This window comes from Williamsia sp. SKLECPSW1 (genome assembly GCF_054332755.1).
In genome coordinates, this window is the sequence record NZ_JBTGLI010000001.1 from 151,660 (window position 1) to 166,321 (window position 14,662).

At 70.6% G+C, this 14,662-nt stretch carries 14 protein-coding genes; 7 read left to right on the top strand and 7 right to left on the bottom strand.

Annotated elements, in window-relative coordinates; all coding sequences use genetic code 11:
• Positions 1 to 61 precede the first annotated feature (61 nt).
• The gene (gene gatB / locus ACXVUM_RS00730) at positions 62 to 1,564 is read right to left on the bottom strand and encodes an Asp-tRNA(Asn)/Glu-tRNA(Gln) amidotransferase subunit GatB (RefSeq protein ID WP_458519975.1); all 1,503 of its coding nucleotides are present in this window, start codon (positions 1,562 to 1,564) and stop codon (positions 62 to 64) included.
• Between the two features lie 211 nt (positions 1,565 to 1,775).
• Between gatB and ACXVUM_RS00735 the strand changes: the two genes are divergently transcribed.
• Positions 1,776 to 1,988 (top strand): PspC domain-containing protein, encoded by a 213-nt coding sequence (locus ACXVUM_RS00735; RefSeq protein ID WP_458519976.1) that lies wholly within the window; start codon positions 1,776 to 1,778, stop codon positions 1,986 to 1,988.
• A 9-nt stretch (positions 1,989 to 1,997) separates the two neighbouring features.
• Here ACXVUM_RS00735 and ACXVUM_RS00740 read toward each other — a convergent pair whose 3' ends face one another.
• Positions 1,998 to 3,029: a 6-phosphofructokinase gene (locus ACXVUM_RS00740; protein WP_458519977.1), complete on the bottom strand. Its 1,032-nt coding sequence runs from the start codon at positions 3,027 to 3,029 to the stop codon at positions 1,998 to 2,000.
• Positions 3,030 to 3,140: 111 nt separating this feature from the next.
• Between ACXVUM_RS00740 and ACXVUM_RS00745 the strand changes: the two genes are divergently transcribed.
• The 3 genes from ACXVUM_RS00745 to ACXVUM_RS00755 all read left to right on the top strand — a co-directional run bounded on the left by ACXVUM_RS00745 (position 3,141) and on the right by ACXVUM_RS00755 (position 5,958).
• On the top strand, positions 3,141 to 4,010 hold the full coding sequence (locus ACXVUM_RS00745; protein WP_458519978.1) for a hypothetical protein: 870 nt from the start codon (positions 3,141 to 3,143) through the stop codon (positions 4,008 to 4,010).
• Positions 4,011 to 4,092: 82 nt separating this feature from the next.
• Entirely contained in the window at positions 4,093 to 5,184 is a 1,092-nt protein-coding gene (locus tag ACXVUM_RS00750) for an NAD(P)H-dependent amine dehydrogenase family protein (protein ID WP_458519979.1), read from the top strand.
• A 42-nt stretch (positions 5,185 to 5,226) separates the two neighbouring features.
• Complete coding sequence (locus ACXVUM_RS00755) at positions 5,227 to 5,958, top strand: SDR family oxidoreductase (RefSeq protein ID WP_458519980.1); 732 nt, start codon at positions 5,227 to 5,229, stop codon at positions 5,956 to 5,958.
• A gap of 25 nt (positions 5,959 to 5,983) precedes the next feature.
• On the opposite strand, the gene ACXVUM_RS00760 is transcribed toward ACXVUM_RS00755, so the two are convergent.
• Together ACXVUM_RS00760 and ACXVUM_RS00765 are read right to left on the bottom strand one after the other, a co-directional pair.
• On the bottom strand, positions 5,984 to 6,637 hold the full coding sequence (locus ACXVUM_RS00760; protein ID WP_458519981.1) for a response regulator: 654 nt from the start codon (positions 6,635 to 6,637) through the stop codon (positions 5,984 to 5,986).
• Between the two features lie 4 nt (positions 6,638 to 6,641).
• Positions 6,642 to 7,901, bottom strand: a complete 1,260-nt coding sequence (locus tag ACXVUM_RS00765) for a sensor histidine kinase (protein ID WP_458519982.1) — start codon at positions 7,899 to 7,901, stop codon at positions 6,642 to 6,644.
• Positions 7,902 to 8,065: 164 nt separating this feature from the next.
• Between ACXVUM_RS00765 and ACXVUM_RS00770 the strand changes: the two genes are divergently transcribed.
• The gene (locus tag ACXVUM_RS00770) at positions 8,066 to 8,644 is read left to right on the top strand and encodes a hypothetical protein (protein ID WP_458519983.1); all 579 of its coding nucleotides are present in this window, start codon (positions 8,066 to 8,068) and stop codon (positions 8,642 to 8,644) included.
• Positions 8,641 to 9,858, top strand: a complete 1,218-nt coding sequence (locus ACXVUM_RS00775; protein ID WP_458519984.1) for an alpha/beta-hydrolase family protein — start codon at positions 8,641 to 8,643, stop codon at positions 9,856 to 9,858. The genes ACXVUM_RS00770 and ACXVUM_RS00775 overlap by 4 nt, the downstream gene beginning before the upstream one ends.
• Positions 9,859 to 9,867: 9 nt before the next feature.
• On the opposite strand, the gene gatA is transcribed toward ACXVUM_RS00775, so the two are convergent.
• Both gatA and gatC read right to left on the bottom strand, forming a co-directional pair.
• Positions 9,868 to 11,355, bottom strand: a complete 1,488-nt coding sequence (gene gatA / locus ACXVUM_RS00780) for an Asp-tRNA(Asn)/Glu-tRNA(Gln) amidotransferase subunit GatA (protein WP_458519985.1) — start codon at positions 11,353 to 11,355, stop codon at positions 9,868 to 9,870.
• A complete protein-coding gene (gene gatC / locus ACXVUM_RS00785; RefSeq protein WP_458519986.1) occupies positions 11,352 to 11,651 on the bottom strand; it encodes an Asp-tRNA(Asn)/Glu-tRNA(Gln) amidotransferase subunit GatC in 300 nt (99 codons plus the stop codon). Before gatC ends, gatA begins: the two co-directional genes overlap by 4 nt.
• A gap of 122 nt (positions 11,652 to 11,773) precedes the next feature.
• On the opposite strand from gatC, the gene ACXVUM_RS00790 reads away from it, so the two are divergent.
• Positions 11,774 to 12,442 carry an amino acid-binding protein gene (locus tag ACXVUM_RS00790; RefSeq protein WP_458522745.1) on the top strand — a complete coding sequence of 223 codons (669 nt, stop codon included), beginning with the start codon at positions 11,774 to 11,776 and terminating at the stop codon, positions 12,440 to 12,442.
• 70 nt (positions 12,443 to 12,512) lie between these two features.
• Here the strand turns inward: ACXVUM_RS00790 and ligA are convergent, their stop codons facing one another.
• Complete coding sequence (gene ligA, locus ACXVUM_RS00795) at positions 12,513 to 14,624, bottom strand: NAD-dependent DNA ligase LigA (protein ID WP_458519987.1); 2,112 nt, start codon at positions 14,622 to 14,624, stop codon at positions 12,513 to 12,515.
• Positions 14,625 to 14,662: the final 38 nt, after the last annotated feature.

Here is a 14,662-nt window from a genome sequence, read left to right on the forward strand (position 1 = left end):
ACACAAAGGGGACGAAAGCGACAATCCGTGTCTCGCCCGTGTCGTGCCGGGAGGCAGAGCCTCAGCTGCAGGCTGCGATGACCAGTTCCTTCACGCGGGCCGGATCAGCCTGTCCGCGTGTCGCTTTCATGACGTCACCGACGATCTTGCCTGCCGCGGCCACCTTGCCGCCGCGGATCTTCTCCGCGATGTCGGGGTTGGCGGCGAGCGCCTCGTCGACGGCCTGCTGCAGCGCGGAGTCGTCGCGGACGACCTCGAGTCCACGGTCGGCGACGACCTGGGCGGGCTCCCCCTCGCCGTCGAGCACGGCCACGGCGACCTGCTGCGCGAGCTTCGTGGTGAGCTTCCCCTCGTCGACCATCGCGACGATCTCGGCGACCTGCGCGGGTGTGATGGCGAGGCCGTCGAGTTCGACGTCACGGGCGTTGGCCTGTTGCGCGAGGAAGCTGACCCACCACCCGCGGGCCGCCTCCGGGCTCGCGCCCGCATCCACCGTCGCGATGACGAGATCGATGGCGCCGACGTTGACCAGGTCGCGCATCACCTCGTCGGAGACACCCCACTCGGACTGGATCCGCGCGCGACGGACCCAGGGCAGCTCGGGAAGCGTCGCCCGCAGGCTCTCCACCCACTCGGCGTCGGGACGGACCGGGGCGAGATCGGGCTCCGGGAAGTAGCGATAGTCCTCGGCCGTCTCCTTGCGACGTCCGGCAGACGTCGTGCCGTCGGACTCGTGGAAATGCCGTGTCTCCTGGACGATCTCACCCCCGGCGGACAGGATCGCGGCCTGACGGCGCATCTCGAACCGGACCGCCACCTCGACGCTCTTCAAGGAGTTGACGTTCTTCGTCTCGGTGCGGGTCCCGAACTCGGTGGCGTCCTTGCGCATCAGGGACACGTTCGCGTCGCAGCGCAGCGATCCCTGATCCATGCGGACATCGGAGACACCCGTGGCACGCAACAGATCCCGCAGGGCGGTCACGTACGCACGCGCGATCTCCGGGGCCCGCGCGCCGGTACCGGTGATCGGCCGGGTCACGATCTCGACCAGGGGTACGCCGGCGCGGTTGTAGTCCAGCAGCGAGTGACTGGCCCCGTGGATGCGTCCGCTGCCGCCGATGTGCAGCGACTTGCCGGTGTCCTCCTCCATGTGGGCACGTTCGATCTCGACCCGCCACGTGGTCCCGTCGGAGAGGACGACGTCCAGATGGCCGTCGTACGCGATGGGCTCGTCGTACTGGGAGATCTGATAGTTCTTCGGCTGATCGGGATAGAAGTAGTTCTTCCGGGCGAACTGGCTCGACGGCCGGATGGAGCAGTTCAGCGCCAGCCCGATCCGGATGGCGGACTCGATCGCGGCGACGTTCGCGACGGGCAACGACCCGGGCAGCCCGATGCACACCGGACACACCTGGGTGTTGGGCTCGGCCCCGAAGGCCGTGCGGCACCCGCAGAACATCTTGGTGCGGGTACCGAGTTCGACGTGGACCTCGAGGCCCAGCACGGGGTCGAACTCGGCGACGACGTCGTCGTAGTCGAGCAGTTCGGCGGTCGGCGCGGTCATCCCGTCAGTTTAGGCCGACCGTCGCGCGGCGCCGACCCGGACCGTTCGCCCCACCGACGTCATCGACGGCCGGTCGACGCCGCGGCAGGCGGGGCCCTCGTCCGTCGGCGATCGGGCCGATCCCCGGGTGAACCCTGATGCCGGCGACGGCGGTCGTCTCTACCGTCGGCGGTGACGGCCGAGACGCGGCCGCGGACACCACAGGAGCGCCATGAACCAGCCTGCCCACGCCACACCCGGACCCAGTCGCGCGTTGCGCAGATCGTCGACCGACAAGTGGTTCGGCGGCGTCTGCGGCGGTCTCGCCGAGCGCTTCGGGATCAGTTCGGGCCTGCTCCGACTGCTGTTCGTGCTCTCCGTCGTGCTCCCGGGCCCGCAGGTGCTGCTCTACCTCGTGCTCTGGATCGTCATCCCCCGGCGCTGACCACACACCTCATCCGAAGATGACGCGGATCTCCTGGTACTGATCGGCCGGGACGGTCTTGTGGTTCGCGAGGGCCTCGTCGAACGCGACACGGACGATGTCGGTCCCGCTCAGCGCGACCATCTTCCCCCAGTCGCGCTCCGCGACCATGTCGGTGACCGCCATGCCGAGACGGGTAGCGAGCACGCGGTCGAAACCCGTCGGGGACCCGCCACGCTGGATGTGGCCCAGAACCGTCCCACGGGTCTCGATCCCGGTGCGGCTCTCGATGAGCGGGGCGAGGACCTCGGCGATGCCACCCAGGCGCGGACGGTTGAACCCGTCGAGACCCTTCGTCGAGTGGGCGGAGTCCATGTCGGGCAGACGGAAGCCCTCGGCGACGACCACCATCGGTGAGCGACCGCGGTTCTTGACGCTGGTCACCCACGCACAGATCTGGTCGAGGCTCTCCGGCTGCTCGGGGATGAGGATCGCGTGCGCACCGCCGGCGATGCCCGAGTACAGCGCGATCCACCCCGCGTGACGGCCCATCACCTCGAGCACCATGCACCGCTTGTGCGAGTTGCCGGTGGTGCGGAGGCGGTCGATGGCCTCGGTCGCGATCTCGACGGCGGTGTCGAAACCGAAGGTGTAGTCGGTGGCACCGAGGTCGTTGTCGATCGTCTTCGGCACGCCGACGATGTTCACCCCGTCGGCGTGCAACCGCTTCGACGCCGAGGCGGTGCCCTCACCGCCGATCGCGATCACACCGTCGAGCCCGAGGTCGGCGATCGTGCCCCGGACCGCCTCGATCCCTCCGTGCGTCTCCGAGTACGGGCCGACGCGACTGGTGCCGAGGATGGTCCCGCCCTCATGCGACAGACCGCGGACGGAACTGCGGTCCAAGGGCATGACGTCGTTCTCGACCAGGCCCCGCCACCCGTCGCGGAAGCCGAAGAACTGCTGGCCGTAGACGGTCTCACCTTTGAGGACGGCGCCGCGGATGACCGCGTTCAGACCGGGGCAGTCACCGCCGGAGGTCAGGATGCCGAACCTGCTCACGTCGTCGTCGTCCTCTCGCCGTCCGCTGTGGTCCCCACAAACCTAGGTAACCCGCGGTGAGCCTGCTCGCTCCGGCGACCATCGAGGCCAGTGGACGCGTAACCTCGACAGGTGCAGAACGGGAAGATGCAGCGCGCGCGCCTGCGCGTGTGGCGTGTCCTCGTCGCGGTGTTGGTGGTCGCGGCGGGCCTCGTCGTCGGCTCGGTGGCGACGACGTCCTCGGCGCAGACCGCGGTTCCCGCCACAGACTCGTCGGTGGTGGACGCATCCGGGGCCACCGTGTCCTCGACCCCGACCGTCACGCGCTTCGCGGGACGGGACACCCCGACCGGACGGGCGATCGCAGCCCTCGTGGGCTCCGATCCCGTCTCGGCGTCGACCCTGGTGCCGCCCGGCTTCGCCGCGGCGATGGGCTATCTCCCCGTCATGGACGACGGCGTGCCGGCGAATCCCGACGGCGGGTGCTCGTCACCGATCGCCCTGCCGGCCGCCTTCGATGCTCCGTGCAAGACCCACGACCTCGGGTACGACCTCCTGCGCTACAGCGCCATGGTCGGGTCGACGCAGGGCCCGTGGGCGCGAGAGGCGCTCGACGCCCAGCTGGTCCGGCGCGTCGAGGCGACCTGCGAACCCGGCGACGGCGGGTGTCACACCGCGGCCGAGTTGGTCCGGGCGGGAGTCTCCGCGAACTCCCATCGGCAGTCCGAGGGCGTGCCCGGGGTGGAGACCCCCATGCAGATCGCGACGTCGATCGTGCGCCTGGCATGGGTCCCCGTGGCCCGCGCTGCGGGTGCACTCGGCACTCCTGCGGGCAGGGCCGTCGCGGCTGCACTGCTCGCGTGGGCGCTGGTCGCCGTGTGGCGCAACTCGCGCCACGGATTCGTCGTGCCGCCGATGCCGACGGTTCCCCCGCTCCCCCCTCTCCCGCCGATGCCACGCGTGTCGCCGACCCGCGGAACGGCCCCCACGACCGAGACCTGACCCGTACGGCACTTGACCGATCACCTGTCTGGACTAGTGTCTGATCAAGTGACCACGGGGGTCCGGGTGTGAGGGAGTCGGCATGGCGGTGCGCGTCGGACAGATCGGGACGGGCAACGTCGGGCGCCTGACCCTGCGGCAGCTGATCTCCGATCCGCGCTTCGACCTCGTCGCCGTCGGTGTCTCCACCCCCGAGAAGGTGGGCCGCGACGCCGGCGAGCTGGCCGGGGTGGACGTCACCACCGAGGTGCTCGCCGGAGAAGGACTCGACGCGGTGATCGCCGCACGACCCGACGTCGTCGTCTACTGCGCGATGGGCGACACACGGATGGGCGAGGCGACCAAGGACTGCCAACGGCTCCTCGAGGCCGGGATCGACGTCGTCGGGTCCGCGCCCGTGTCGTTCCAGTACCCGTGGCAGATCATGCCCGACGCGCTCATCGACCGGATCGACACAGCAGGTCGCGAGAACGACGCCAGCATGTACATCACCGGCGTCGATCCGGGGTTCGCCACCGATCTGCTGCCGATCGCCCTCGCGAGCACCTGCCAGGACGTCCAGCGCATCCGATGCATGGAGATCGCTGACTACGCCACCTACGACGGGGCCGAGGTCGTCTTCGACGTCATGGGGTTCGGCTCACCCGTCGACGAGCCGCCGCTGTTCCTCCAGCCCGGGATCCTCTCGCTCGCATGGGGTTCGGCGATCCGGATGCTGGGCGACGCCCTCGGGGTGACGGTCGACGAGATCGTCGACCACAACGAGCGCGAGCCGGCACCGGAGGACTTCGACATCGCGGCGGGCACCATCCGCAAGGGCACCACCGCCGCGATCCGCTTCGAGATCCGCGGTCGGGTGGGCGGCGAGGACGTCGTCGTCGTCGAGCACGTCACCCGGTTGCGCCCCGACCTGCGTCCCGACTGGGCTCAGTCCGCACAACCGGGAGGGTCCTACCGGGTGGAGATCACCGGTGAACCCTCCTACGTCGTCGACATCTGCCCCACCAGCGCCCACGGCGACCACAACCACGCCGCGATCGTCGCCGCCGCGGGACGGATCGTGAACGCGATCCCCGCCGTCGTCGCGGCCGAGCCCGGACTGCGGACCACACTCGACCTCCCGCTGGTCATGAGCCGGGGCGTGGTCCGTCCACCGACCCCGGTCTCGCACTGAGACAGCACTTCCCACCAAACATCACCGAGAAGGGACACACACATGGGACGCGTCGACGGCAAGGTCGTCCTCATCAGCGGCGGCGCGAGGGGCATGGGGGCGGCGCACGGCCGCGCCCTGGTCGCCGAGGGTGCGCGAGTCGTCCTGGGGGACATCCTCGACGACGACGGCGCTGCACTGGCCGCCGAGATCGGTGACGCCGCACGCTATGTGCACCTCGACGTGACACAGCCTGAGCAGTGGGCGGATGCGGTGACGACGGCCACCGAGGCGTTCGGGTCGCTCACCGGACTCGTCAACAACGCCGGCATCGTCAACGGTTCGACCCTGCAGAAGTTCAACCTCGAGAAGTGGCACCAGATCCTCGACGTGAACCTGACGGGCACGTTCCTGGGCATGCAGGCCACAGCCGACGCGATGATCGCCGCCGGGGGCGGGTCCATCGTGAACGTCTCGTCCGTGGAGGGACTCCAGGGAAGCCCGTGGGCGCATGGTTATGTCGCGTCGAAGTGGGCCGTGCGCGGCATCACCAAGTCCGCGGCCCTCGAACTCGCGGCACAGAACGTGCGCGTCAACTCCATCCACCCCGGCCTCATCCGCACCCCGATGACCGAGGGAATCCCCGACGGGATGCTGAAGATCCCGATGGAGCGCTCCGCCGATCCGTCCGAGGTCGCGTCGTTCATCGTCTTCCTCATCAGCGACGAGTCGAGTTACTCCACCGGCGCCGAGTTCGTGATGGACGGCGGACTCACCGCGGGGACGATCGCCTGAGCGGGGCCGCCGAGGACCTCACGCGTCAGCGCAGCCCGTTCTCGTAGGCGAAGACGACCGCCTGCGCGCGGTCCCGCACACCGAGTTTCGCGAGCACCTTCCCGACGTGCGTCTTGACGGTCTGCTCGGCGACGAACAACGCCGCCGCGATCTCGGCGTTCGACTCTCCGGCCGCGATGTGTTCCAACACCTCTCGTTCGCGCCCGGTGAGGGTCTCCAGGACCGAGCGCCCCGCGAGGGTCGCGGGGCGCCGTCCGGTCACCTCTGCGATCAGCCGTCTCGTCACCGACGGCGCGAGCAGGGCATCGCCCGCGGCGACCACGCGCACCGCGCGGACGAGTTCCTCGGCGGGCGCGTCCTTGAGCATGAACCCGGAGGCGCCGATGCGTAGCGCCTCGTAGACGTAGTCGTCGATGTCGAAGGTGGTGAGCATCAACACTTTCGGACCGTCGGCCGACGATCCGCCGAGAACGGACCGGGCCGCGCTCAGGCCGTCCATCCGCGGCATCCGCACGTCCATGAGCACCACATCGGGCTGCAACCGTCGGATCTCGGCGACCGCCGCGACGCCGTCCGCGGCGTCACCGACCACCGATATGTCGGCCTGCGCCGACAGGAGCGCACCGAACCCCTGGCGCACCATCGCCTGATCGTCGGCGATGAACACGGTCGTCACCATCGGCTCACCCCACGACCGGGGTCGTCGTGGCCATGTGGTGCCCCACACGGATCGGGAGCGTCGCGGCGACGCGGAACAGCGGTGGCCCGTCGTCCGGAGTCGGGTCGGGGCCGACGTGCACCGACCCACCGACGGCGTGGGCACGCTCGGTCATCCCGGGCACGCCGTGGCCGCCGAGGCCCGTCGTCGACGGCGTCGGGGCGGCGGTCATCGGATTGGTCACCGTGACGAGGACGCTGTCGCCGTGGGTCCCGACGGTGACGTCGACCGGCGCACCCGGCGCATGGCGGACCGCGTTGGTCAGCGCCTCCTGCACGATGCGGTAGGCGGCGAGCGCCGTGCCCTCACCGACGGACTCGGCCGGGCGCGGGTCGAGGCGCGCGGTCACCGCGACGCCCGCACTGCGGGTGGCCTCGACGAGGTCCGTGATCTCCGCGAGGCCCGGCGTCGGGGCCTGCGGGACGGAGTCGTCGACCCGCAGGACCCCGAGCATCTGGCGGACCTCGTCGAGGGTCTGACGGGCCATCGCGGCGATCGCCTGCAGCTCAGCGTCGGCCTCGGGGCCGATCCCGTCGACGCGGTAGCGCGCCGTCTGAGCCGCGACGACCACCACCGACATCCGGTGCGCGACGACGTCGTGCAGGTCGCGGGCGATGCGCGCCCGTTCGGCCAGGACCGCGGTCCGGGCGTCGGCCACCTCCTTCAGCTCGCTCTCGTGGGCGAGATCCCGGCGTGAGCGGGCGAGGACGCGCACCAGGCCGCACACCACGGCGAGGACACTGACACCCGCGACCCACCCCGCACGGGCACCGGACGGGGCCGACACCGCGAACACGGCGCAGGTCATCGCCCAGTAGAGCGGCATCAGCCGGAGCGGGCCGCGCAGGAACGTCATCGCCGCGAGGATCACCAGGGCGATGATGTGGACGACCGTGATGCGCCACTCCCACCCGTCGACACGCGGTACGACGACTCCCAGGACGACGGCCGCGGTGAGCGAGACGGTCAGTCCGAGAGCCGGTCTGGCCCATGCCAGCACCACCGGCAACGACGCGAGACCGGCCACGAGGGGCATCAGGACGACGAGCACCGAGTGCGTGAGGGGCAGGACCGGCCACGCGACCGAGAAGAGGACGATGCCGGCGAGGGTGAACAGGATGTTGATGCGGCGGCCGAGGAACGCCGCCACTGCAGGGTCGGAGACCACCGGCAGGTCGCACAGGAACGACCACAGCTCTCGTGCACCTCGTCTCGGACTGATCACCGCTCGACCGTAGTTCGCCGCGCCCGACGGTGTCGTCACACCTGGGTCGCATCCGCCCTCCCCCGCAGGTATCGGTGGCCGACACGGATCCACCACCGAAGTCGCGATGCCGTCGCGACCTCACGGTGATGTGTGCGGGTTCCACCCGTTCCTAGCGTCGACCCATGCCGCTCACCGAACGTCGAACCCTGCTGCTCGCAACGCTTCTCGTCATCACATCGTTCCTGTTGCTGCTCGTCGTCCATCTCCGTCGGACCTCGGACGCTCCCGACCCCGCGGACCTGCGGACGCCCGCAGGGGCGACGATCGCCGCGTTGACCGGACCGCATCCCACCGATGCGGTGCCCTTGCTGCGTGCGGCGACCACCGAGCTCGGCTACACACCCGTCGTCGTCGACGGACGCCCCACGAACCCACACGGTGACTGCTCGTCCCCCATCCCACTGCCCGCCCGGTTCCGTCCGTTCTGTGCCGCCCACGATCTCGGGTACGACGTCCTGCGGTGGGCGGCCCGGTCGGGACATCCGCTCGGATCGTGGGCGCGCCTCCGACTCGACGCGACGCTCGTGACCGCCATGCGGCACAGCTGCGACGACCCCGCCTGCACCGCCGCCGCCGACATGGCCTTCGTCGGACTCGCGGTGAACACGTGGCGTCAGCACGACGGGGTCCCCGTCGCCGAGGACGCCGGGACCATCGCGTCGTCGGTCGTCCTGCGCGTGGTGCAGGACGTCGACCGGTGAGGCACCCGCTGCGGCCGTCCGGACTCGTCGGCGCGCTCCTGGGCGCAGCGGTGGCACTGGCGCCGGGATCGCTGCCGCGGACGATGGCCGTGCATCTGATCGTCCTCGTGGTCTGTCTCGTGTCGGGAGCGGCTCTGGGCACCGGCGCGGGTCGACTCGCGGTCGGGCCGCGTCCGCCGGCGACCCCGCGCACCGACCTCCTCGTGGGGGTGATCGCGACGGCCTACGGCGGACTCGTGGCAGCGAACACCGCCTGGCAGTCGTCGTTGCGGTCACACCTGCTCGGCGCACCACCCCTCGGCCCCGGATGGGCGCTGTGGTCGCTGCTGCCCGTCGTCGTCTACCTGGGTGCCTCGCTGTCGTCGGTACGACCCCGGATCGTCACGGCCATGTCGCTGGCCGCGGTCGTCGCCGTCGCGGTCATCGGTGCCGGGCCGTCCACCGCCGCCGCCCCGACAGCAGGCGTCCCGACCGCCCTCGCCCACCCGGCGGTCGGGTCCTCCGTGATGCAGATGAGTTCGTCGCTCTCCGACGCTCGACCCGGCGTCGACTTCGCCGCCCGCGCGCACACCCTGGTGCGACGCTGGCTGGACGCCGGAGGCGCCACCCGCGCGGCGGTGGTCGTCGCCGTCCCGACCGGGTCGGGATGGGTCGACCCGGACGCCGTGCGGGGATTCGCACATCGTTTCGCCGGTGACGTGTCCGTGCTGTCCATGCAGTTCGACGACAGCCCGAGCTGGGAGGCGTTCGTGGCCGGGACCGGCCCCGCGCGGCGCAGCGCCATCGCGCTCGTCGACTCGGTGACCACCGCCGTGGCGCAGCTCCCCGAGGGCCGTCGCCCCCAGGTGATCCTCTACGGGCAGAGTCTCGGGGCGGTCGGGGCCGACGCCGCCCGGTCATGGGCGCAGACCCACCACCGGACGGTCTGCGCGACGGTGCTCGCCGGTCCGCCGGCGGGAACCGTTGCCGCGCACGCCGGTCGGAGGGTCGTCGTCGCCAACGCCAGCGATCCGGTCACCCGGTGGTCACCGGCGGAGCTGGTCCTCCCGCCGCATCGATGGGAGGGGCCTGCCGACCTCCCCCGACCGCCGTGGTTCCCGGTAGCGAGCTTCGTGCAGACGAGCATCGACCTCATCGGCTCGCTGTCGTTCCCCGCCGGCCACGGCCACCAGTACGGCGTCGAGCAGGGAACCCGTGTGCCGCCGTGTGCCTGACCGTCGTGGTCAGATCGCCCCGCGCGCCGACTCGTAGGCGGCACCGACGCGGTACAGCCTGTCGTCGGCCTGCGCGGGCGCCATGATCTGCAGACCCACCGGGAGACCGTCGTCGCCGGACAGTCCCGACGGCACACTCATCGCACAGTTGCCGGCCAGGTTCACCGGCAGGGTGCACAGGTCGAACAGGTACATGGCGAGTGGGTCGTCGACCTTCTCCCCCAACGGGAACGCGGTGGTCGGCGTGGTCGGCGACACGAGCACGTCGACGTCGGAGAACGCCTGCTCGAAGTCGCGCGCGATCAGGGTGCGCACCCGCAGCGCCTGTCCGTAGTACTGGTCGTAGTAGCCCGACGACAGCGCGTACGTCCCGATCATGATGCGGCGCTTGACCTCCGGGCCGAAACCGGCCGCCCTGGTCAATGCCATGACCTCCTCGGCCGAATGCGAACCGTCGTCGCCGACGCGCAGGCCGTACCGCATCGCGTCGAAGCGGGCGAGGTTCGAACTGACCTCCGACGGCAGGATCAGGTAGTACGCGCCGAGGGCGTAGGTGAAGTGCGGGCAGGAGACCTCGACGATCTCCGCTCCCCGGGCCGCGAGCTGCTCGACCGCGGCGGTGAACGACGCCAGCACGCCCGGCTGGTATCCCTCACCCGACAGCTCACGCACGATGCCGACGCGGACCCCGGAGAGGTCACCCTCGGCGCCCGCACGAGCGGCCCCGACGACGTCGGGGACCGGCGCGTCGATCGAGGTGGAGTCGCGCGGGTCGTGTCCGGCGATCACCGCGTGCAGCATCGCGGTGTCCAGGACGGTGCGCGCGCACGGACCACCCTGGTCCAGCGACGACGCACAGGCGACGAGGCCGTACCGGGACACGGTGCCGTAGGTGGGCTTCACACCCACGGTCGCCGTCACCGCGGCCGGCTGACGCACCGACCCGCCCGTGTCGGTGCCGATCGCCAGGGGAGCCTGGAACGACGCGAGCGCCGCGGCGCTGCCGCCGCCGGATCCGCCCGGGATCCGGTCGGTGTCCCAGGGGTTGCGGGTCAGCTGGTAGGCCGAGTTCTCCGTCGAGCTGCCCATGGCGAACTCGTCCATGTTGGTCTTGCCGAGGATGGGGATGCCCGCCTCGCGCAGCCGGCGGGTCACCGTCGCGTCGTAGGGCGGCACCCAGCCCTCGAGGATCTTCGACCCGCAGGTCGTCGGTGCGTCGGTGGTGGTGAAGACATCCTTGAGCGCGATCGGCACACCGGCCAGCGGCGAGACCGGCTCGGCCCCGTCGGCGATCGCGTCGTCGACGGCCTGGGCCGCTGCGAGAGCCGCGTCCGCCCCGACATGCAGGAACGCGCCGAGGTCGCCGTCGATCTCGGCGATCTGATCGAGGTGGGCGCGCGTGACCTCCACCGACGACAGGTCGCGCGCGTGGATGCGCTGCGCCAGCGTGGCCGCGTCGAGGCCGGTGATCTCACCGGCCGGTCGGATCGCGGTCACTGCTCCTCCCCCAGGATCTGCGGGACGGCGAATCGCTCCTGTTCGACGGCGGGCGCGCCGGACAGGGCCTGCTCCGGCGTCAGGCCGGGCACCGGCTCGTCGGGTCGCAGCACGTTCGCCAGGCCTGCCGGGTGGGCGGTGCCGTCGGTGTCGGAGACGTCCACCTCCGCGATCTGGGCGACGTGGGTGAGGATCGAGTCGAGCTGACCGGCGAACTGGTCGAGTTCGTCATCGCTCAACGCCAGCCGCGACAACCGCGCCAGGTGGGCGACCTCGTCCCGGGATATCGCAGACACGACAGGGTCCCTTCTCACGTCCGTGGAGTACCCGACAACCCTAGTGGGCCGGGTCGCATGGCCGGTCGGCGGACGGCAGGCGGGTCGCGGGCGACGGGCGGGCACCTGCGCCGGATGGGAGACTGTCCGGCGTGTCGTATCTGTTGCGGGTCTACCTGCAGGACCGACCCGGCAGCCTCGGCCTGCTGGCGGTCTCCCTGGGGTCGGTAGGGGCCGACATCCTCTCACTCGACGTCGTCGAGCGCGGCGAGGGGTACGCGGTCGACGACATCGTCGTCGACGTCCCGCGCGGGTCACTCCCCGACACGCTCATCACCGCCGCCGAGAACATCGACGGCGTCCGCGTCGACTCGATCCGTCCCTACACCGGAGTGCTCGAGACCCACCGGGAACTCGAACTCGTCGACGAGATCGCCCGCGCCAACGGTGCCGCGCGCATGCAGGTGTTGGTCGACCTCGCGCCGCGCGTGCTGCGGGTGTCGTGGGCGATGATCGTCGGGCCCGGCGCCGGCGGGGTGGTCGTGCTGTTCGGGAGTTCGAGTGCGCCCGAGACACCTCTCGGCGACGTCGACTGGCTGCCCGTCACCGAGCCGGTCCAGCTCGACCCCGACGCCGCCTGGGTCCCGCAACCGTGGCGCGACATCGACACCCGGATGGCCGCCGCCCCGATCGGGGGCGCCTCGAAGGCCTTGCTGCTCGGTCGGTCCGGCGGGCCCGACTTCCGTCCGTCGGAACTCGCGCGCGTGGGGTACCTCACCCGCATCGTGACGACGGTCCTCGCCACCCACTGATCAGCGGGCCCGACCGCCCACCAGACGGTTCCGGGCGCCCAACAGACGGTTCCGGGCGCCCAACGGACGGTCAGGTCGGGGTGGGTTCAGGGTCGTCGGGCTCCGGTGCGGGAGGCGGTCCCTCGGCGAGCAGTCGGGTGAAACCCTCCTCGTCGAGGATCGGGACGCCGAGTTGCTCGGCCTTCTCGGCCTTGGTGCCCGGCGAATCGCCGACGACGACGAAGTCGGTCTTCTTCGACACCGATCCCGACGCCTTGCCGCCGCGGACCAGGATCGCCTCCTTGGCGCCGTCGCGGCTGTAGTCCTGCAACGACCCCGTCACCACGATCGTCAGACCGGTCAACGTGCGCGGCACCGACTCGTCCCGCTCGTCGACCATCTTCACCCCGGCCGCACGCCACTTGTCGACGATCTCGCGGTGCCAGTCCACGGCGAACCAGTCGACGACGCTCTGGGCGAGTGTCGCCCCCATCCCGTCGGTCTGGGCGAGGGTCTCGACATCGGCGTTCTCGATCGCCTCCAGCGACCCGAACTCGGTGGCCAGTGCCCGCGCCGCCGACGGACCGACATGGCGGATCGACAACCCGACGAGCACACGCCACAACGGCGCCGACTTCGCGTTCTCCAGGTTGGCCAGCAGCCGCCTGCCGTTCGCCGAGAGCGCCCCGGCCTTCGTGGTGAACAGCGGGACCCGGATCAGGTCGTCGGCGGTGAGCGAGAACAGCTCCGCCTCGTTCTCCAGCACCCCGGATTCGAGCAGCGCGACCGCGCCCTCGTAGCCGAGCGCCTCGATGTCGAACGATCCCCGTCCGGCGATGTGGAAGATGCGTTCCCGCAACTGCGCCGGACACGACCGGCTGTTCGGACAGCGCAGGTCGGCGTCGTCCTCCTTCTCCGGGCGCAGTTCGGTGCCGCACTCCGGGCACTGCGTCGGCATGACGAACTCGGTCTCGCTGCCGTCACGGAGGTCGACGATCGGGCCGAGCACCTCCGGGATGACGTCGCCGGCCTTGCGGATCGTGACCGTGTCGCCGATGAGGACGCCCTTGCGCTTCACCTCCGAGGCGTTGTGCAGCGTCGCCCTTGACACCGTCGACCCGGCGACCAGCACGGGTTCCATGAACGCGAACGGCGTCACCCGACCGGTCCGGCCGACGTTGACCTTCACGTCGAGGAGTTTCGTCGTCGCCTCCTCGGGCGGGTACTTGTAGGCGATCGCCCAGCGTGGGGCGCGCGAGGTCGACCCGAGCCGACGCTGTAGCGAGACGGTGTCGACCTTGACGACGATGCCGTCGATCTCGTGCTCGACGTCGTGACGGTGTTCGCCCCAGTAGGCGATCTTGTCGAGGATCTCGTCGGTGCTCGAGAGCTTCGTGGTGTGCGTCGAGACGGGCAGTCCCCACGCCGCCAGGGCCAGGTAGACGTCGTGCAGTGACTCCGGTGACCACCCCTCGAGCCGGCCGACCCCGTGACAGATCATGTGCAACGTGCGACGTGCCGTCACCTGCGGGTTCTTCTGCCGCAGCGACCCGGCGGCCGAGTTGCGCGGGTTGGCGAACGGCGCCTTGCCGTCGGCGACGAGCGACGCGTTGAGGGCCTCGAAGTCCTCCAGTCGGAAGAACACCTCCCCGCGGACCTCCAGCACCGACGGGATCGGGTGGTCGTCGGAGGGGGTCAGCTTCGCCGGGATGTCGTCGATGGTGCGGGCGTTGAGGGTGACGTCCTCCCCGGTCCGGCCGTCGCCGCGGGTGGTGCCGCGCACCAGGGTGCCGTTCTCGTAGACGAGGGCGAGGGCCACCCCGTCGATCTTCAGTTCGCAGAGATAGTCCAACCCGACGCCGGCGTCGGCCTCGACGCGCGAGACCCACGTACGCATCTCGTCGGCGTCGAACACGTTGTCCAGGGACAACATCCGCTCGAGGTGGTCGACCGCGGCGAACTCGGTGGCGAAACCACCGCCGACCAGCCGGGTCGGCGAGTCGGCGACGGCGAGTTCGGGGTGCTCGTCCTCCAGCCGCTGCAGACGTTTCAGGAGCTCGTCGAACTCACCGTCGGTGATCGTCGGCGAATCCTTGACGTAATACCGGAACTGGTGCTCCCGGACCTCCTCGGCCAGAGCCGTCCACTGAGCGCGCAGATCACCGTCCTCCACCTGCACGACGATAGTCGCGCGATCCGACATCTCCGGCCCCACCATCACCCTCGATGCCGCACCCGATC